The sequence below is a fragment of the Streptomyces sp. NBC_01622 genome (genome assembly GCF_045209635.1).
Taxonomy (GTDB): Bacteria; Actinomycetota; Actinomycetes; order Streptomycetales; family Streptomycetaceae; genus Streptomyces.
Genome location: NZ_CP109293.1, coordinates 5,371,407 through 5,391,503 on the forward strand (window position 1 = coordinate 5,371,407; position 20,097 = coordinate 5,391,503).

12 protein-coding genes and 3 rRNA genes are annotated in these 20,097 nt (G+C 66.1%); 9 read left to right on the forward strand and 6 right to left on the reverse strand.

Going from position 1 to position 20,097, the window contains the following annotated elements:
* Positions 1-276: 276 nt before the first annotated feature.
* The 8 genes from OH768_RS24455 to OH768_RS24490 all read left to right on the forward strand — a co-directional run bounded on the left by OH768_RS24455 (position 277) and on the right by OH768_RS24490 (position 9,902).
* The gene (locus OH768_RS24455) at positions 277-1,590 is read left to right on the forward strand and encodes a peptidase S8 (RefSeq protein ID WP_406456933.1); all 1,314 of its coding nucleotides are present in this window, start codon (positions 277-279) and stop codon (positions 1,588-1,590) included.
* A gap of 370 nt (positions 1,591-1,960) precedes the next feature.
* A complete protein-coding gene (locus OH768_RS24460; protein WP_014673544.1) occupies positions 1,961-2,269 on the forward strand; it encodes a hypothetical protein in 309 nt (102 codons plus the stop codon).
* 169 nt (positions 2,270-2,438) lie between these two features.
* Positions 2,439-3,281: a hypothetical protein gene (locus OH768_RS24465; protein WP_359614733.1), complete on the forward strand. Its 843-nt coding sequence runs from the start codon at positions 2,439-2,441 to the stop codon at positions 3,279-3,281.
* Positions 3,271-4,593 carry a hypothetical protein gene (locus tag OH768_RS24470; RefSeq protein WP_406456936.1) on the forward strand — a complete coding sequence of 441 codons (1,323 nt, stop codon included), beginning with the start codon at positions 3,271-3,273 and terminating at the stop codon, positions 4,591-4,593. The genes OH768_RS24465 and OH768_RS24470 overlap by 11 nt, the downstream gene beginning before the upstream one ends.
* A complete protein-coding gene (locus OH768_RS24475; RefSeq protein WP_406456938.1) occupies positions 4,590-6,149 on the forward strand; it encodes an SCO6880 family protein in 1,560 nt (519 codons plus the stop codon). Before OH768_RS24470 ends, OH768_RS24475 begins: the two co-directional genes overlap by 4 nt.
* 7 nt (positions 6,150-6,156) lie before the next feature.
* Complete coding sequence (locus tag OH768_RS24480; protein ID WP_406456940.1) at positions 6,157-7,590, forward strand: ATP-binding protein; 1,434 nt, start codon at positions 6,157-6,159, stop codon at positions 7,588-7,590.
* A gap of 16 nt (positions 7,591-7,606) precedes the next feature.
* A complete protein-coding gene (locus tag OH768_RS24485) occupies positions 7,607-9,055 on the forward strand; it encodes a type IV secretory system conjugative DNA transfer family protein (protein WP_406456942.1) in 1,449 nt (482 codons plus the stop codon).
* Positions 9,056-9,137: 82 nt separating this feature from the next.
* Complete coding sequence (locus OH768_RS24490) at positions 9,138-9,902, forward strand: alpha/beta fold hydrolase (RefSeq protein ID WP_406456944.1); 765 nt, start codon at positions 9,138-9,140, stop codon at positions 9,900-9,902.
* A gap of 36 nt (positions 9,903-9,938) precedes the next feature.
* On the opposite strand, the gene OH768_RS24495 is transcribed toward OH768_RS24490, so the two are convergent.
* From OH768_RS24495 to OH768_RS24515, 5 genes are all read right to left on the reverse strand, one after another.
* Positions 9,939-10,484: a GNAT family N-acetyltransferase gene (locus tag OH768_RS24495; protein ID WP_406456946.1), complete on the reverse strand. Its 546-nt coding sequence runs from the start codon at positions 10,482-10,484 to the stop codon at positions 9,939-9,941.
* Between the two features lie 71 nt (positions 10,485-10,555).
* Positions 10,556-10,672, reverse strand: a 5S ribosomal RNA gene (rrf, locus tag OH768_RS24500).
* A 92-nt stretch (positions 10,673-10,764) separates the two neighbouring features.
* Positions 10,765-13,888 (reverse strand): 23S ribosomal RNA (locus tag OH768_RS24505).
* A 313-nt stretch (positions 13,889-14,201) separates the two neighbouring features.
* Positions 14,202-15,729, reverse strand: a 16S ribosomal RNA gene (locus tag OH768_RS24510).
* Together the 16S, 23S and 5S rRNA genes form the textbook arrangement of a ribosomal RNA operon.
* Positions 15,730-16,419: 690 nt before the next feature.
* Complete coding sequence (locus OH768_RS24515) at positions 16,420-16,968, reverse strand: MarR family transcriptional regulator (RefSeq protein WP_317887720.1); 549 nt, start codon at positions 16,966-16,968, stop codon at positions 16,420-16,422.
* A gap of 110 nt (positions 16,969-17,078) precedes the next feature.
* Between OH768_RS24515 and OH768_RS24520 the strand changes: the two genes are divergently transcribed.
* Positions 17,079-18,350: an MFS transporter gene (locus tag OH768_RS24520; RefSeq protein WP_406465423.1), complete on the forward strand. Its 1,272-nt coding sequence runs from the start codon at positions 17,079-17,081 to the stop codon at positions 18,348-18,350.
* A gap of 1 nt (position 18,351) precedes the next feature.
* On the opposite strand, the gene OH768_RS24525 is transcribed toward OH768_RS24520, so the two are convergent.
* A complete protein-coding gene (locus tag OH768_RS24525) occupies positions 18,352-20,010 on the reverse strand; it encodes a SpoIIE family protein phosphatase (protein ID WP_406456948.1) in 1,659 nt (552 codons plus the stop codon).
* Between the last annotated feature and the right edge of the window lie 87 nt (positions 20,011-20,097).

The following is a 20,097-nucleotide window of genomic DNA, read 5'->3' on the forward strand; positions in this document are numbered from 1 at the left end:
CTCGGCGGAGCAAATGGCAACGGGCCGCGGCAACCAGCCGCGGCCCGTTCGCCGTGCCCCGGGCCTCTGACGGCCCCCAACTCCCATGAAAAACCTGTGGGTTTGGTAAAGAGCCAGACCCTGTTCGGTAAGCCGGAAGTCAGGATTCCAGCAGCCTCTTGTTGTCGCGTACTCAACAAGAGATGGTCATCGCGGGCCGCCCCCCACCGCCGGGGAAACCGCACCGGCGAGACGCACCCGCACCGCCCCTGTTCCACCGACTCAGGAGGCTGCACCTTGCGTACCACGACCCCCAACTCCCCCCACATGCACGGTAGATGGCGCCGCATAGGTTCCGCGGCCGTCGCCACGGCCGCACTCGTCTTCACCGGCCTCGGCACCGCCGTGCAGGCCGACGCCGTGCAGAGCGCCACCACCTCCACCACGGTGACCTACGCCGCCACCCCCTGTGCGACCCCCAAGCACGCCGGCGACCTCACCTGCAAGTCCTACCGCGTCACCGGCGGCCTCACCGCCTTCCAGAAGATGCAGGCCGCGAAGACCGGCATCACCCCCAAGGCCGCCGACGCGTCGACCCCCTCCGGCTACAGCCCGGCCAACCTCCGGTCCGCCTACGGCCTGACCTCCGCCGCCGCCTCCAACGGCTCCGGCGAGACCATCGCGATCGTCGACGCGTACAACGACCCGAACGCCGAGGCCGACCTCGCCACCTACCGTTCGTACTACGGCCTCTCGGCCTGCACGACGGCCAACGGCTGCTTCAAGAAGGTCAGCCAGACCGGCTCCACGACCTCCCTCCCCACCAGTGACGCCGGCTGGTCCGAGGAGATCTCCCTCGACCTCGACATGGCGAGCGCGATCTGCCCGCTGTGCAACATCACCCTCGTCGAGGCCACCAGCGCCAGCTACGCCAACCTCGGCACCGCCGAGAACGAGGCCGTCGCCCTCGGCGCCAAGTTCGTCTCCAACTCCTACGGCGGCTCCGAGTCCTCCTCGCAGACGACGTACGACACCTCGTACTACAACCACGCGGGCGTGGCCATCACCGTCTCCTCCGGCGACAGCGCCTACGGCGCCGAGTACCCGGCGACCTCCCGGTACGTGACGGCCGTCGGCGGCACCAAGCTGTCCACCTCCTCCACCACCCGCGGCTGGACCGAGACCGTCTGGAAGACGTCCAGCACCGAGGGCACCGGCTCCGGCTGCTCCTCCTACGACGCCAAGCCCACCTGGCAGACCGACACCGGCTGCACCAAGCGCATGGAGTCCGACGTCTCCGCCGTCGCCGACCCCGCCACCGGCGTCTCCGTCTACGACTCCTACGGCGTCACCGCCGGCTGGTACACCTTCGGCGGCACCAGCGTCTCCGCCCCGATCATCGCCGGTGTCTACGCCCTCGCCGGCACCCCGGCCAGCGGCACCTACCCCGCGCAGTACCCCTACGACTACGCGGGCACCTCGTCCCTCAACGACGTGACGAGCGGCAACAACGGCACCTGCACCACGTCGTACTTCTGCACCGCCACGACCGGCTACGACGGCCCCACCGGCTGGGGCACCCCGGAGGGCATCTCGGCCTTCGCCAACTGAGGCCGACCGGACCCCCACCCTGATCTGATCCACAGTCACATGTCATGCCACCGTGGGTCGTGGGGGCCACACGTGGCATGAGGGAACGGGCCGCGGCATCCAGCCGCGGCCCGTTCATCATGAGAACATCAGCACGAGCAACTCGATAATCAGGGGCTAACGACCGAACCACGCACAGGTTCCGCCCAGACCTCGTTGCCCGGCGTTACCTACCGTGATACACAGAGTGACCGTACGTAGTATTCGTACGAAACTCGCCAACCAATGACGCCAAGTCGACATACGTCGGCGCCATTGTCGGCGACAATGATGCCTGACCTCTGCGCACCAGCAGGGGATGCGGAACTACCCACCAGGGGCGGTGACTTACATGCTCTTTGCGGCCGACAAGGGAGACATCAACACCATCATCGGCGGGATCGCTCCGGACTGGGGCCCCTTCGGCAGCCTGGGCAACGAGGCCAAGGTGATGATCGAGGTCGTGATGGCGGTCGCCATCCTCCTCTGTCTCGGAATCGCCGTATGGGGTGCCGCCAAACAGCGCATCGGCGCGACGGCGCTCCGCGACACGTTCAGCGCGGAACAGGGCAAGGGCCTCATCATCGCCGGGCTGACCGGGGTCTTCATCATCGGCTCCCTGGGCACCCTCTTCACGATCGTGTACGGCATGGCCGTATAGCCGCCGGACCCGACCGCCCGCCCTCCCCACCCCACCCGCCCGTCGCGCCCACCGGCTGAGGTTGCGTTTCCCTGATGTCGAGTCACCACACCGCGCCCGCGCGGGAACCAGCACGGCTACCGTCGTACTTCCAGATGTTTCTGGACGACGGCGAAGGGGCGTACCCGGCATGAGTTCCGGAGACGAGCACGAGACCTCCGGCGGTTACGGCGGCACCGGCCAGACCCGCACCCGCTACCCCCAGGGCGACGGCGGCGACGTCTACGGCGGCGCCCGCAAAGGCACCCGGTCCTCCTCCAGAAGCCTCGTCACGGTCGTCGGAGTGGTCGTCCTGCTCATCGCCGCCATCGCCTTCGCGAACCGCGGCGGCAACGACTCCTCCTCCAACGACACGACCGTGTCCGGCGGTTCGAAACCGGACGCGAGTTCCACGGCGGCGAGCGGGACGAAGCCGGTGCAGACGAAGGCGGGCGGGATTCCCGCCGGGTTCGCGCACGACCAGCAGGGCGCGGAGAGCGCGGCGACCAACTACGCGACGGTGCTCGTCTCGGCGGACATCCTCAAGCCGGCCCGGCGGACGGAGATCGTGCGGCAGGTCTTCGTCGCCGACCAGCAGACCGCGCTGCAGAACAGCCTCGACCAGGCCTACTCCAAGGAGTTCCTGAGCAAGCTCGGCCTGGACGCGAACGGCAACGCGAGCACGGGCAACACCTACGTCTCCCGCACCGTGCCCATCGGCACCAAGGTCACCAGCTACTCGGACACCGCGGCCACGGTGGAAGTCTGGTGCACCGGGCTGTACGGCACGGCAGGCACGGTCTCGACCAACCCGGTGACCAGCGACTGGTTCACCCTGACGCTCCACCTGCGCTGGGCGGACAGCGACTGGAAGGCCGACAGCTTCTCCCAGAAGGACGGCCCGGCCCCTGTCCCCGGCGACAACAAGGCATCGACTGCCGACGAGATGGCCAAGGCCGTCCAGGAGTACGGAGGGTTCACCTATGCCCGGTAGCTCACATCTCGTACTCAAGGCCGCGGCCGCCTTCACCGCCGTACAGACCGCTGCCGTGCTGCTGGCCACCCATGCCGTCGCGGCCCCCTCCCCCACCCCGACACCGACGGGGTCGTCGTCGACGGCTCAGCAGTGCAAGCTCCTGGTCGGCGAGGCCAAGGACATCTGCGAGAACGGCAAGAAGGGTTCGGGCTCCACCACCCCCAGCACCACCGACACCCTCGACCCCCTCTCCTCCCTCGCCAAGGGCTGCGCCGAAGCCGCCTCCTGGACCATCGACAAGCTCAGCGTCGCCGTCAAGGACACCGCCAACGTCGACTTCACGAACTCCAGGTTCCTTCAGCAGTACGCGGTCGTCTTCGCCGCGTCGACGATCCTCACCCTCCTCCTGTGGCTCCTCGCGGTGGCCAAGCGCGCGGTCCGAGGCGTCCCCCTCACCACCGCGATCTCCGAGGCCGTCGGCTTCCTCTGGCTCACGGTCATCGCCTCCGCGTTCACACCCCTGATCCTGTACACAGTCGTCTCCGCCACGGACGGCATCTCGGACGTCCTCGCGAAGACGACCGGCAACCAGGACACCTTCTTCGGCAACTTCTCCAACGCCCTGGCCAAGGGAAACAACATCGGTGGCGGCCCGATCATGCTGATCGTCGTCTCCCTGGTCAGCATCCTCGCCGCCGGCGTCCTCTGGCTGGAGCTCGTCATCCGCGCCGCCCTCCTCTACGTCGGCGCCCTCCTCGGCACCGTCGTCTACGCGGGCCTCGTCGACAAGAACCTGTGGGGCCACGTCCGCCGCTGGGCGGGCATCATGATCGCGGTGATCCTGGTGAAACCGGTCATCGTCATCGTGCTCGGCCTGGCCGGCGCGCTGTCCTCCGCCGACGGCCCGGACTCGTTCTCCGCCGTCGTCTCCGGCCTCGCCATCATCCTGCTGGCCATCTTCGCCAGCGCGATGATCTACCGCTTCGTCCCCGGCTTCGGCGACGACATCGCCAACGGCCGCAACAACCGCATCATGCAGGGCGCCGAGGGCAAGGCCGCCGCGGTCATCAGCTCCCCGGCCACCATGGTCGCCCAGGGCATCAAGACCCACAGCGCCCGCTCGAACGACGGCGGAGGCGGCGGCCAGTCCTCCGGCGGCGCCCGCCCGTCCAACCCGGTCTCCGGCGGCGTCGCCGCCCACAGCACCCGCCCCTCCTCGGGCGGCGGCGGAGCAGTCCCCGCTTCCGCGCCCCCGCCCCGCCAGAGCCCGGCGAACACCCCGCACGCCAGCAACGCCCGCAACAACCGCACGGGAGGTGAAGGGCGTTGACGACAGAGTCCCACCTGTCCCATCCGATCACGCCCCGCCGGACATATCTGATCGGCCGGGCCCGGCCGAACGCGATCGTCGGCAAGAACCGGGAGACCGGCGAGATCGCGCTCATCATCGTGGGCGCGTTCCTCGGCATGATGTGCGGGCTCCTCGTCCCGGTCCTGTCCCTGCGGATCGTGCTACTGACGGGCTTCCCGATGCTGGCGCTGATGGCGGTCTACGTGCCGTACAAGCGCCGCACGTTCTACAAGTGGTTCGAGATCAACCGCAGTTACAAGCGGACCCTGCGCAACGGCACGACGTACCGCTCCTCCGTCATGGAGGCCGGCGTCCACCTCGACGGGCGTGAGGTCGAGATCGGACCGCCGCCCGGGATCGGCCGCATCAACTGGCTGGCCGCCCCCTTCGGCCCGGACGAGATCGCCGTACTGCTGCACGCCGACCGCCGTACGGTCACCGCGGCGATCGAGATCGAGGGCCCGGGTGTCGGCCTGCGCGACAGCGAGGACCAGGAGGCCCTCGTCGACCGCTTCGGCACGCTCCTCAAGCACGTGGCGAACGGCGACGGCTTCGTCACCCGCATCCAGATGCTCGCCCGCACGCTCCCCGCCGATCCGGACGCGCACGCCAAGGACGTCGCCCAGCGCGGCGACGAGAAGGCACTGACGTGGCTCCAGCAGTCGTACGACCAGCTGCAGTCGATGGTGTCCACCAGCAGCGAGCAGCACCGCGCCTATCTCGTGGCGTGCATGCACTTCAACCGCGAACTCTCCGCCGAGGCCCACGCGATGGCCCGCGCGTCCCGCCCCCAGGCGGGCCGCAAGCTCGACCGGGACGCGGGGCTCGCGGTCGTCATGGCGCGTGAACTCACCGACATCTGCTCGCGGCTGCAGGAGGCGGACATCCGCGTACGGCAGCCGCTCGGGCAGGGCAGGCTCGCCTCGCTCATCCACTCCATGTACGACCCGGACCACCCCATCGACCACATCCAGGCGATGACGAAGCGCAACGCCTGGCCGGCCGAACTCGACGCCATGGAACCGACGTTCCTCCAGGCGAAGACCCGAGAGTCGTCTACCCGCGAACCGTGGTGCCACGCCACGGCCTGGGTGAAGGAGTGGCCGATGACCCCGGTGGGCGTCAACTTCCTTGCCCCGCTGCTGGTTCACACCCCGGACGTGATCCGCACGGTCGCCGTCACGATGGACCTCGAACCCACCGAGGTCGCCATCGAGCGCATGCTGACCGAGAAGACCAACGACGAGGCCGACGCCTCCCGCGCCGCCAAGATGAACCGCACCGTCGACCCCCGCGACGTCGCCGCCCACGGCCGCATGGACCAGCGCGGCGAAGACCTCGCGAGCGGCGCGGCCGGCGTCAACCTCGTCGGCTACATCACCGTCTCCTCCCGCAACCCCGAGGCCCTCGCGCGCGACAAGCGCACGATAAGGGCCTCCGCCGGCAAGTCGTATCTGAAGCTGGAGTGGTGCGACCGCGAGCACCACCGCGCGTTTGTGAACACACTGCCGTTCGCCACCGGCATCCGGAGGTAGGGCTCAGATGCGGGATCCGCTGTCCGTCCTCACCGACGCCTTCACGTCCTTCCTCTTCGGAAAGATCGAGTCCACCCGCCTCCCCGTCCGCACCTCGACAGGCCAGGCCCAGGCGGTCTATCTGCCCACGGCCGCCCCCGGGTTGGGCGACTCGGGCGTCATCATCGGCCGCGAGGTCTACTCCGGCAAGGGCTACATCTACGACCCCTTCCAGCTCTACGGCCAGCAACTCCCCGCCCCCCACTGGCTGGTGCTCGGCGAGTCCGGCAACGGCAAGTCGGCGCTGGAGAAGACGTACGTCCTACGGCAACTCCGCTTCCGCGACCGCCAGGTCGTCGTCCTGGACGCCCAGGGCGAGGACGGGGTCGGTGAATGGAACCTGATCGCGGAGGAGTTGGGGATAACTCCCATCCGCCTGGATCCAACCGCCGCCCTGGACATGGGGATTCGCCTCAACCCCCTCGACCCGGCGATCACCACCACCGGCCAACTCGCCCTGCTCCGCACCATCATCGAGGTGGCGATGGGCCACGGCCTCGACGAACGCTCCGGCTTCGCGCTGAAGGTCGCGCACGCCTACGTCAACGAGACGATCGTCGACCGGCAGCCCGTCCTCATGGACATCGTCGAGCAACTACGGCATCCCGAACCGGAGTCGGCCGAGGCGATGAACGTCGCCGTAGACGACGTACGGGCGTGGGGCCTGGACGTGGCCCTAGTCATCGACCGCCTGGTCGACGGCGACCTCCGCGGCATGTTCGACGGCCCGACGACGGTGGGCATCGACCTCGACGCCCCCCTCATCGTCTTCGACCTGTCCCACATCGACCGCAACTCCATCGCCATGCCCATCCTGATGGCGATCGTCGGCGTCTGGCTGGAGCACACCTGGATCCGCCCCGACCGGAAGAAGCGCATCTTCCTGGTCGAGGAGGCCTGGCACATCATCAACAGCCCCTTCGTGGCCCAACTCTTCCAACGCCTCCTGAAGTTCGGCCGACGGCTGGGCCTGTCGTTCGTGGCGGTGGTCCACCACCTGTCGGACGTGGTGGACGGAGCGGCGGCGAAGGAGGCGGCGGCGATTCTCAAGATGGCCTCGACACGGACGATCTACGCCCAGAAGGCGGACGAAGCCCGAGCAACCGGGCGGGTGTTGGGGCTACCGCGCTGGGCGGTGGAGATCATCCCGACCCTCACCCCCGGCATCGCGGTCTGGGACGTCAACGGCAATGTCCAGGTGGTCAAACACCTCATCACCGAGACGGAACGCCCGCTCGTCTTCACCGACCGCGCGATGACCCAGTCCTCCCGCGACCACGACCAAGAACTCACCGACGACGCCCTGCGCGCCGCCGAGTTGGAGGCGGAGGAACGCGCTGCGGCCTTCATGGAACAGCATTTGAGCGATCTCGACGGCTCCTCCGAGTCCACGGTGGCGTGAGAGGCGAAGAGGCGAGATGAGACCGAACGACGAACGGGAACGCCAAGGAGGCATCCCCGACGGCCTGTTGATCGGCCTGCTCGCCTTCCTCCTCGGCATGACCCTGCTGGTGTGGTCGGCCGCGGGCCTGGCGGCCTGGTTCTCCCACGGCGCCTGGCCCGACGGCGTGACCTTCGCCCGCACCCCCTTGGCCATGCGCCACCTGATCGGCCGGCCCCACGACCTGACCGGCGCCTGGCCCGGCACCCCACCGGCCCAGCTCTCCGGCTACGGCCTCTTCTGGGGCCTGTTCATCGGCCAGCTGATGGTCCTGTTCGTCCTGACTGTGTTCACGATGGGCACGGTGGCGAGATGGCGAGCGGTACGGGCCCGGAACCGAACAGAGCGGCAGGCACCGGAAGTTCACGAGGTACCGGCACAGAGACCAGAGCCGCAACCTCAGCCGACGGCCCTCCTCGAACAGCCGCCGAGCGCACCGCCGCTCGCCTCAGCCTCAGCCTCAGCCTCAGCCTCTCCAATTAACGGTGAACGGGTGGCTGGGTGGGAAAAGGTCTTTCTTGCGACAGCAGAAAGCCGCCAAGCAACCGCAACCCAGGCAGTACGGGACGCGGAAGGCCCAGCCCTGGTAGTCACGTCGAACCCCACCATCTGGCAGGACACCAAGGACGCCCGAGCCAAACTGGGCCCGGTCCTCCTCTACGACCCCACCCACCTCTGCGACACCCCGGCCCGCCTCCACTGGTCCCCCACCACAGGCTGCGAGGACAAACAGACCGCGGTAAAACGAGCCGCCGCCCTCCTCGCCCCCGTAAAACCCACCGCGAAGATGGACCAGGCGGTGGCGGACACGGCCGAAACACTCCTCCGCAGCTACCTGCACGCCGCCGCGATCGACGGCCGTACCATCCGCCACGTCCACCGCTGGTCCCAGGGCACCCAGATCCAGGACGCCGTACGGACCCTCCGTACCAACCCCAAGGCGGCCCCCGGCGCGGCAGGCGAACTCGAAGCCGCACTCACTTCGCACCCCGAACGCCGGGACATCGCCCAGGAGTTGACGAGCCGCGCACTGTCCTCCCTCTTCACGGTCAACATCCGCGAAGCCTGCACACCCAACAGAACTGACGCGCTCTCCTTGGATTCCTTCGCGAACGAAGGGGGCACGCTTTATCTGGTAGGTGAATCCATCGAGGACCCCCGTACGAACCCGGGTGCGATGCCTCTCCTCACCGCCCTCGCATCAAGCGTGGTCGAGCGCGGCCGGCACATGGCCGAACGGTCATCGGCCGGTCGCCTCGACCCACCAATGACGCTCGTCCTGGACGACATCGCCGCGGTCGCCCCGCTCCCCCAACTCCCCGAGCTCCTGTCCACCGGAGCAGACCGAGGCCTCCCCACCCTGGCCCTCCTCCGCTCCCAGGAACAGGCCAGAGCCCGCTGGCCGCACCACGAACTCCCGGTCTAGGAACCGCAGTTCTTCCGGTACGAGCCCGTCGGCGCCGAAATTGACGGGTGACCAGCCTCTTCGCCCCCGTAGGGTCTGCCGCATGACTCTTGCTCACGACACGACCGGCGACGGTCCCGCCCTCGTACTGCTCCACTCCGCCGTCTGCGACCGCCGCATGTGGGACCCGCAGTGGCAGGCCCTGGCCGACGCCGGATACCGGCTGCTGCGCTGCGACTTCCGCGGCTTCGGCCAGACCCCCCTGCCGGACCACCGCCACAACGACGCGGAGGACGTACTCGACCTCCTCGACACCCTCGGCATCGAACAGGCGACCCTGATCGCCTCCTCCTACGGCGGCCAGGTCGCCCTGGAGCTCGCCGCCCGCCAACCGGACCGCGTATCCGCGATGGCACTGCTCTGCTCCGGCCTCCCGGGCCATCAACCCACCGACGAACTGCGCGCGTTCGGCGAGCGGGAGGACGAGCTGCTGGAGGCGGGCGATGTCGAGGGAGCCGTAGAACTGAACGTGGACACCTGGCTGGGCCCCGACGCCGACGAATCGGTCCGGGCGAAGGTACGCGGAATGCAACGGCAGGCCTTCGACATCCAACTGGCCGCCCCCGACGGCGCCGGACGGAACAAGGTCGACTTCGACCTCGCCGCGATCAAGTCACCCGGCCTCACCGTCTCGGGCGGCCACGACCTGCCGGACTTCCAGCACATCGCGACCCAGCTCCCGAGCCTGCTCCCCCACACCCGCCACCTCGAACTGCCTTGGGCGGGCCACCTCCCCAACCTGGAACGCCCCACCGCGGTGACAGCCCTGCTGACCGGCTTCCTGCACGAAACGGTCCCCGCTCACTGAGCCGACCAGGCAGCCAGGCAGCCAGGCCCACGGCGTCTACGGCCGCTCGAACGCCATCTCCAGCTCGCGCTCGGCCGGGTGCCCGGACAGCGGCACGACGACCCCCGTGGGCACGAAGCCGACCTTGCCGTAGAACCGCCGGGCCCGTTCGTTGTCCTCGTGCACAATGAGCCGCACCCGCTCGACACCGCGCCCCCAGGCCCACTCCAGGGCCGCGTCGAAGAGCACCTCGGTCAGTCCGATGCCCCGGACCTCCGGGCGCACGAACACCCCGACGATGTGCCCCTGCTTCCGCTCGACCGCGAAGCCGGCCCAGTCGACGGTCCCGGCCTCCTCAAGAAGCACGGTCAACGTCCCGACCCACTCGCCGTCCGGCCCCTCGGCAATGATCTGCTGAGCCTTTTCGGCGCCTTCGGCGGCCCCTACGGCCCGCTCCTGGTAGAAGGAGTCCGGCTGGGCCTTCGCCGCTTCATAGGTCTCCAAGAAGGCGAGATGCGCGACGGGATCCTGCAGGGCGACCAGCCGCAGTTCCTTCGCCGCGGCCCACTCGTCGGCGCGTATCGAACGGATCTTGTAGTTCATGCCAACAACGGTAGCCCAAACGCAGAAAACCCCCGTACCGAATAAACGGTACAGGGGTTTTCGCAATATTTGTTCGGCGGTGTCCTACTCTCCCACAGGGTCCCCCCTGCAGTACCATCGGCGCTGTAAGGCTTAGCTTCCGGGTTCGGAATGTAACCGGGCGTTTCCCTCACGCTATGACCACCGAAACACTATGAAACACATCAACCGCACCACACCCGTGACCATGGGCATGGGGTTGTTCGTGGTTTCAGAACCAACACAGTGGACGCGAGCAACTGAGGACAAGCCCTCGGCCTATTAGTACCGGTCACCTCCAGCGGTTACCCGCCTTCCAGATCCGGCCTATCAACCCAGTCGTCTACTGGGAGCCTTAACCCATCTAGTGGGTGGGAACACTCATCTCGAAGCAGGCTTCCCGCTTAGATGCTTTCAGCGGTTATCCCTCCCGAACGTAGCCAACCAGCCATGCCCTTGGCAGAACAACTGGCACACCAGAGGTTCGTCCGTCCCGGTCCTCTCGTACTAGGGACAGCCCTTCTCAATGTTCCTGCGCGCGCAGCGGATAGGGACCGAACTGTCTCACGACGTTCTAAACCCAGCTCGCGTACCGCTTTAATGGGCGAACAGCCCAACCCTTGGGACCGACTCCAGCCCCAGGATGCGACGAGCCGACATCGAGGTGCCAAACCATCCCGTCGATATGGACTCTTGGGGAAGATCAGCCTGTTATCCCCGGGGTACCTTTTATCCGTTGAGCGACGGCGCTTCCACAAGCCACCGCCGGATCACTAGTCCCGACTTTCGTCCCTGCTCGACCCGTCGGTCTCACAGTCAAGCTCCCTTGTGCACTTACACTCAACACCTGATTGCCAACCAGGCTGAGGGAACCTTTGGGCGCCTCCGTTACTCTTTAGGAGGCAACCGCCCCAGTTAAACTACCCATCAGACACTGTCCCTGATCCGGATCACGGACCCAGGTTAGACATCCAGCACGACCAGACTGGTATTTCAACGACGACTCCACCTGAACTGGCGTCCAAGCTTCACAGTCTCCCAGCTATCCTACACAAGCCGAACCGAACACCAATATCAAACTGTAGTAAAGGTCCCGGGGTCTTTCCGTCCTGCTGCGCGAAACGAGCATCTTTACTCGTAGTGCAATTTCACCGGGCCTATGGTTGAGACAGTCGAGAAGTCGTTACGCCATTCGTGCAGGTCGGAACTTACCCGACAAGGAATTTCGCTACCTTAGGATGGTTATAGTTACCACCGCCGTTTACTGGCGCTTAAGTTCTCAGCTTCGCCCAACCGAAGTCGGACTAACCGGTCCCCTTAACGTTCCAGCACCGGGCAGGCGTCAGTCCGTATACATCGCCTTACGGCTTCGCACGGACCTGTGTTTTTAGTAAACAGTCGCTTCTCGCTGGTCTCTGCGGCCACCCCCAGCTCAAGGAGCACGTCCTCTCACCGGTGATGGCCCCCCTTCTCCCGAAGTTACGGGGGCATTTTGCCGAGTTCCTTAACCATAGTTCACCCGAACGCCTCGGTATTCTCTACCTGACCACCTGAGTCGGTTTAGGGTACGGGCCGCCATGAAACTCGCTAGAGGCTTTTCTCGACAGCATAGGATCATCCACTTCACCACAATCGGCTCGGCATCAGGTCTCACCCTCGTGTCATCCGGATTTGCCTGGATGACGGGCTACACCCTTACCCCGGGACAACCACCGCCCGGGCTGGACTACCTTCCTGCGTCACCCCATCACTCACCTACTACCGTCTTGGGCCGGCGGCTCCACCACTTTCCCTTCCCCGAAGGGTCCGGAACGGCTTCACGGCCTTAGCATCAACGGGCTCGATGTTTGACGCTTCACAGCGGGTACCGGAATATCAACCGGTTATCCATCGACTACGCCTGTCGGCCTCGCCTTAGGTCCCGACTTACCCTGGGCAGATCAGCTTGACCCAGGAACCCTTAGTCAATCGGCGCACACGTTTCTCACGTGTGTATCGCTACTCATGCCTGCATTCTCACTCGTGAACCGTCCACCACTAGCTTCCGCTGCGGCTTCACCCGGCACACGACGCTCCCCTACCCATCCCAGCACCCGTTGGGGCTTAATTGCTGGAATGACACGACTTCGGCGGTACGCTTGAGCCCCGCTACATTGTCGGCGCGGAATCACTAGACCAGTGAGCTATTACGCACTCTTTCAAGGGTGGCTGCTTCTAAGCCAACCTCCTGGTTGTCTCTGCGACTCCACATCCTTTCCCACTTAGCGTACGCTTAGGGGCCTTAGTCGATGCTCTGGGCTGTTTCCCTCTCGACCATGGAGCTTATCCCCCACAGTCTCACTGCCGCGCTCTCACTTACCGGCATTCGGAGTTTGGCTAAGGTCAGTAACCCGGTAGGGCCCATCGCCTATCCAGTGCTCTACCTCCGGCAAGAAACACACGACGCTGCACCTAAATGCATTTCGGGGAGAACCAGCTATCACGGAGTTTGATTGGCCTTTCACCCCTAACCACAGGTCATCCCCCAGGTTTTCAACCCTGGTGGGTTCGGTCCTCCACGACCTCTTACAGCCGCTTCAACCTGCCCATGGCTAGATCACTCCGCTTCGGGTCTTGAGCGCGCTACTATACCGCCCTGTTCGGACTCGCTTTCGCTACGGCTTCCCCACACGGGTTAACCTCGCAACACACCGCAAACTCGCAGGCTCATTCTTCAAAAGGCACGCAGTCACGACGCACCGAGTAAACTCGATGCGCGACGCTCCCACGGCTTGTAGGCACACGGTTTCAGGTACTATTTCACTCCGCTCCCGCGGTACTTTTCACCATTCCCTCACGGTACTATCCGCTATCGGTCACCAGGGAATATTTAGGCTTAGCGGGTGGTCCCGCCAGATTCACACGGGATTTCTCGGGCCCCGTGCTACTTGGGTGTCTCTCAAACGAGCCGTCAATGTTTCGGCTACGGGGGTCTTACCCTCTACGCCGGACCTTTCGCATGTCCTTCGCCTACATCAACGGTTTCTGACTCGTCCTGTCGCCGGCAGACGACAGAAGAGAGATCCCACAACCCCGCATACGCAACCCCTGCCGGGTCTCACACGCATACGGTTTGGCCTCATCCGGTTTCGCTCGCCACTACTCCCGGAATCACGGTTGTTTTCTCTTCCTGCGGGTACTGAGATGTTTCACTTCCCCGCGTTCCCTCCACACTGCCTATGTGTTCAGCAGTGGGTGACAGCCCATGACGACTGCCGGGTTTCCCCATTCGGAAACCCCCGGATCAAAGCCTGGTTGACGACTCCCCGGGGACTATCGTGGCCTCCCACGTCCTTCATCGGTTCCTGGTGCCAAGGCATCCACCGTGCGCCCTTAAAAACTTGGCCACAGATGCTCGCGTCCACTGTGCAGTTCTCAAACAACGACCAACCACCCGTCACAACCCACCGAAGCGGATTTTTACCGGGGTCGGCACTGAAGGCGGCCTCACGGCCGTACCCTCAGACACCCAACAGCGTGCCCGGCACCACCGCCACTCATGATCAGCTTTCCACACTCCGAAGAGCAGTACTCGCAGCCCGAGATGACGGACAGTGCCGAATAATCAACGTTCCACCCTTGAGCAACCAGCACCGGACATTCGCCGATGTACTGGCCTCTGACCTCACCCCGGAGGGATCGGTAAGAAGTGCTCCTTAGAAAGGAGGTGATCCAGCCGCACCTTCCGGTACGGCTACCTTGTTACGACTTCGTCCCAATCGCCAGTCCCACCTTCGACAGCTCCCTCCCCACAAGGGGGTTGGGCCACCGGCTTCGGGTGTTACCGACTTTCGTGACGTGACGGGCGGTGTGTACAAGGCCCGGGAACGTATTCACCGCAGCAATGCTGATCTGCGATTACTAGCAACTCCGACTTCATGGGGTCGAGTTGCAGACCCCAATCCGAACTGAGACCGGCTTTTTGAGATTCGCTCCACCTCACGGTATCGCAGCTCATTGTACCGGCCATTGTAGCACGTGTGCAGCCCAAGACATAAGGGGCATGATGACTTGACGTCGTCCCCACCTTCCTCCGAGTTGACCCCGGCGGTCTCCTGTGAGTCCCCGTCACCCCAAAGGGCACGCTGGCAACACAGGACAAGGGTTGCGCTCGTTGCGGGACTTAACCCAACATCTCACGACACGAGCTGACGACAGCCATGCACCACCTGTACACCGACCACAAGGGGGGCACTATCTCTAATGCTTTCCGGTGTATGTCAAGCCTTGGTAAGGTTCTTCGCGTTGCGTCGAATTAAGCCACATGCTCCGCTGCTTGTGCGGGCCCCCGTCAATTCCTTTGAGTTTTAGCCTTGCGGCCGTACTCCCCAGGCGGGGAACTTAATGCGTTAGCTGCGGCACCGACGACGTGGAATGTCGCCAACACCTAGTTCCCACCGTTTACGGCGTGGACTACCAGGGTATCTAATCCTGTTCGCTCCCCACGCTTTCGCTCCTCAGCGTCAGTAATGGCCCAGAGATCCGCCTTCGCCACCGGTGTTCCTCCTGATATCTGCGCATTTCACCGCTACACCAGGAATTCCGATCTCCCCTACCACACTCTAGCTAGCCCGTATCGAATGCAGACCCGGGGTTAAGCCCCGGGCTTTCACACCCGACGTGACAAGCCGCCTACGAGCTCTTTACGCCCAATAATTCCGGACAACGCTTGCGCCCTACGTATTACCGCGGCTGCTGGCACGTAGTTAGCCGGCGCTTCTTCTGCAGGTACCGTCACTTGCGCTTCTTCCCTGCTGAAAGAGGTTTACAACCCGAAGGCCGTCATCCCTCACGCGGCGTCGCTGCATCAGGCTTTCGCCCATTGTGCAATATTCCCCACTGCTGCCTCCCGTAGGAGTCTGGGCCGTGTCTCAGTCCCAGTGTGGCCGGTCGCCCTCTCAGGCCGGCTACCCGTCGTCGCCTTGGTGAGCCATTACCTCACCAACAAGCTGATAGGCCGCGGGCTCATCCTGCACCGCCGGAGCTTTCAACACCCACACATGAGTGCGGGAGTATCATCCGGTATTAGACCCCGTTTCCAGGGCTTGTCCCAGAGTGCAGGGCAGATTGCCCACGTGTTACTCACCCGTTCGCCACTAATCCCCACCGAAGTGGTTCATCGTTCGACTTGCATGTGTTAAGCACGCCGCCAGCGTTCGTCCTGAGCCAGGATCAAACTCTCCGTGAATGTTTACCCGTAATCGGGTGCACACACACGAGAGCGGAACAACCACCGGAATAAGATGATCGTTCACAGCGTCCTCGCTGTATGTTTTCTTCAAAGGAACCTCGCCACCGGAACAATGTCCGGCAGACGGGGTATCAACATATCTGGCGTTGATTTTTGGCACGCTGTTGAGTTCTCAAGGAACGGACGCTTCCTTTGTACTCACCCTCTCGGGCTTTCCTCCGGGCTTTTCCCTTCGGTCTTGCGTTTCCGACTCTATCAGACCGTTTCCAGTCCCGATTTCCTCGGTGCTTTCCAGGTTTCCGCTTCCGCGTTTCCCTTTCCGGCGACTCCGACTCTACCAGACCCTTTCGGGCCTGACTCCCAGTCAGAGGGGGCTGCCATCCCAGCCGTTGGGCCGTTCCGACGTCCCAAACCTTAGCCGATACCCCCGGCGGAGTCCCAATCGAGGTCCAGTGACCTGATCGAACACAGCCGAGCCCAAATCGAATTGAATTCGGGCACGCCGAAATCAATCCCGTTGGGAGATCGTGCGGATGGTTTGGGTTGCCGCTGTCGCGGCGGAGGTGCCACCGGAGAACCGTTACGGCTCGGCGGCAACCCGAAGAACTTTACGGATCAGCGAGGGGTGTGTCAACTACCCCTGTCAAGATCTTTTCCTGGACGAGTCGAAGGCGTGCCGCAGGCCGGTCAGTCCAGGTCGCTCAGGCGCCCGCCCGCGTCCGGCTGAGCGTGCTCCACCCTGCGCAGCAACCTGGTGAGGACCTCGCCGAGGACGGTGCGCTCGTCCGGCGACAGGTCCTGGAGCAGGTCCTCCTCGAAGACCGTCGCCATGCGCATCGCCTCCAGCCACTTGCCGCGGCCCTCGGGGGTCAGCTCCACGATCACGCGGACTCGGTTGGACTCGTCCCGCTCCCTGGTGACCAGTCCCTCGGCGACCATGCGGTCGATCCGGTGGGTCATCGCGGCCGGTGTGAGCCCGAGGCGCTTGGCTAGGTCGCTGGGGCCCATCCGGTAGGGATCGCCGGCGAGGACGAGGGCCTTGAGGACCTCCCAGTCAGCGCTGCTGATGCCGAGGTTCGCGGTCTGGCGGCCGTAGGCGACGTTCATGCGGCGGTTGAGGCGGCCCAGGGCCGAGACGATCTTCTCGACCTGGGGGTCGAGGTCCCGGAATTCGCGCTGGTAGGCGGCGATCTGTTCGTCGAGCGTCGGCTCCGGGACGCCGCTGGTGTCGGCCATGCGCGCAGTATGGCACGGGCTTCCTTTGCCTTGAAGTCCTTGAGTATGTACTCTTTAGCTTCTAAGTCTTCAGATCTAACTAGTTGATTGAGGTGAACGTGACCAGGGCGATGGGCGCAGCGATGCGCCGGATCCACGTGGGTAACGCACTCAGCGCGTTCGGGCTCGGCTTCACAGTCCCGTACCTGTACGTCTATGTGGCGCAGGTGCGGGGTCTTGGGGGTATGACGGCGGGGCTCGTGCTCGCCGTCTTCGCCGTGGCCGCGCTGATCGTGCTGCCGTTCGCCGGGCGGGCCATCGTCCGGCGTGGCCCGCGACCGGTTCTGATCGTCGCCCTGGTCGTGGCCGCCGTAGGAGCGCTGAGTCTGGGGCTGGCGGGGAGTGCGGGGGCCGTGTTGCTGTCGGCTGCCGGGCTCGGGGCCGGCCAGGCCGTGATGCAGCCGGCGCTCGCCACGATGATCGTGGAGTGTTCGACCGCCGAGACGCGGTCGCGGGCGTTTGCCATGCAGTTCTTTCTGCAGAACCTCGGGCTCGGTGTCGGCGGGCTCATCGGCGGTCATCTGGTCGACACGACCAGTGCGTCGTCGTTCACGCTGCTGTTCGGGATCGAGTCGGCGATGTTCCTGGTGCTGGCCGGGGTGATGGCGACCGTGCGGATGCCGCACTCGCCCGCGATCGGTGCCACTCCTTCGCGGTCGGCCAAGGGTGCCTGGAAGCAGTTGCTCGGCAATCGGGCCATGGTGCAGCTGAGCGTGCTCGGCTTCGTCATGTTCTTCGCGTGCTACGGGCAGTTCGAGTCGGGGCTGAGTGCCTATGGGGTCGAGGCCGCCGGGATTTCCACGTCCGCGCTCGGGACGGCGCTGGCCGCGAACACGGCGGTGATCGTGGTCGCCCAGTTCGCGGTGCTGAAGTTCGTCGAGCGGCGGCGGCGTTCGCGGGTGATCGCGGGTGTCGGGCTGATCTGGGCGCTGGCGTGGGTCACGGCCGGGTATGCCGGGCTCGGGCACGGGAGTCAGGAGATGGCTACGGCCGCCTTCGTGTCGACGTACGCGCTGTTCGGGCTCGGTGAGGCGATGCTGTCGCCGACCGTCGCGCCGCTGGTCGCCGATCTGGCGCCGGAGGGGATGGCCGGGCAGTACAACTCGGCCTTCGCCCTGGTGAAGCAGCTCGCGCTGGCCCTCGGGCCCGCGGTGGGCGGGCCGTTGGGTGCCTCACTGCCGGGGCCGTACGTCGTGACGTTCCTGGTGTTCTCGCTGGGGATTAGCGTGCTCGCCGTGCGGCTGGGGCGGCAGCTGACCGCCGTACAGGATCAGCCGTGGCGGGCGAAGGGGAGTCTGGTCGTGGCTCGGGGGGCCGTCGAGCCCGTCGGTGCGGACGTGTAGGTCATACCGGGGCCGTCTTGGGGAGTGCGAACTCGCACCAGACGGCCTTGCCGCCGCCCGGAGTACGGCGGGAGCCCCAGTTGGTGGCGATTGTCGCGACGATGGCGATGCCTCGGCCGGACTCGTCGGCGGGTTCCGCGCGGCGGCGGCGCGGGAGGTGGTCGTCGCCGTCCGTGACCTCGACGATGAGGCGGCGGTCGGTGCGGCGCAGGCGGAGGCGCATCGGTGGGGTCCCGTGCTGGAGGCTGTTGGCGACCAGCTCGCTGGCGGCCAGGACGCCGAGGTCGTGCAGTTCGGTGGGGAAGCGCCAGCTGGTGAGGACTCCGGAGGCGAAGGCACGCGCGCGTGGGGCCGCTTCCACTCCGCCGAGCAGCTCCAGGGCCGCGTTGCGGAAGAGGTCGCCGTCGTGGCCGGTGCGCGCCGGGTGGTGGATGACCAGGACGGCCACGTCGTCGTCGTGGTCCGCGGTGACGCCGAGCGAGCGGACCAGGCGGTCGCAGACCACCTGGGGGGTGCCGGTGGCGCCGGCCAACGCGCGCTCCAGGGAGGCGATTCCCTCGTCGAGGTCCTCGTCCCGGCGTTCCACCAGGCCGTCCGTGTAGAGGACCGCCGTGGAGCCGGGGCTGAGCGGGATCGTGCCGGAGGAGTGGATCCAGCCGCCGGTGCCGAGCGGGGGGCCGGTGGGTTCGTCGGCGCGTTGAACCGCGCCCGTCTCGTCGCGGACGAGGATCGGGAGGTGGCCCGCCGAGGCGTACACCAGGCGGCCCTCGTTCGGGTCGAAGATGGCGTACACGCACGTGGCGATCTGGTTGGCGTCGATCTCCGTGGCGAGGCCGTCCAGGAGCTGGAGGATCTCGTGCGGGGGCAGGTCGAGGCGGGCGTATGCCCGGACGGCGGTGCGGAGTTGGCCCATGACGGCCGCCGCGCGGACGCCCCTGCCCATGACGTCGCCGATGACCAGGGCGGTCCGGCCGCCGCCGAGGGTGATCACGTCGTACCAGTCGCCGCCGACCGCGGCCTCGGTGCCGCCGGGCTGGTAGGTGGCGGCGATGCGCAGGTCGTCGGGCTCTTCGAGTTCCTGGGGGAGCAGGGAGCGCTGGAGCGTTACGGCGGTCTCGCGCTGGCGGCGTTCGCTGGTGCGCAGGCGCTCGGCGGCCTCGGCGTGGTCGGTGACGTCGGTGGCGAAGATCAGGACGCCGCCCTCGCCGCCGTCGGCGCTCTTGGCGACCGGGGTGCAGGTGAACGTGTAGGACCGGCCGCCGGGGGCCTTGCGGGACTTGAGGGTGCGGGGCTTGCCGCTGCGCAGGACCTGGTCGAGGAGCGGGAGCAGGCCGAGTTCGTGGAGCTCGGGGAGGGCCTCGCGGGCCGGTGCGCCCAGGGGGCGGTCGCCGAAGGCGGCCACGTAGGCGTCGTTGACGTAGGCGATGCGCTGGTCCGGGCCGTGCACCAGGGCGACGAGGGCCGGGACGCGGTCGAGGACCTCGCGGACGGGCAGGTCGTCGACGGCGGGGGCGGGCGGCGGCTCGTCGGTGAGCTGCTCGGCGCGGGCCGCGGGGACGGAGCCCTCGCCCCGGCGGTCCAGGGTGACCGGGTGGTCGGTCCGCGCTGCGGCGCGGCGCTGCGTTCCGGGGAGCCGGGCGCTCCAGCGCGTGAAGTTCACGAATCCATGCCTCGTGTAGGTGTCGTCGGCCCGTTCCGGACCCTGCCGGGGGTCCGGGGGCCGCGCGGCGGGGGCCGCACATCGGTC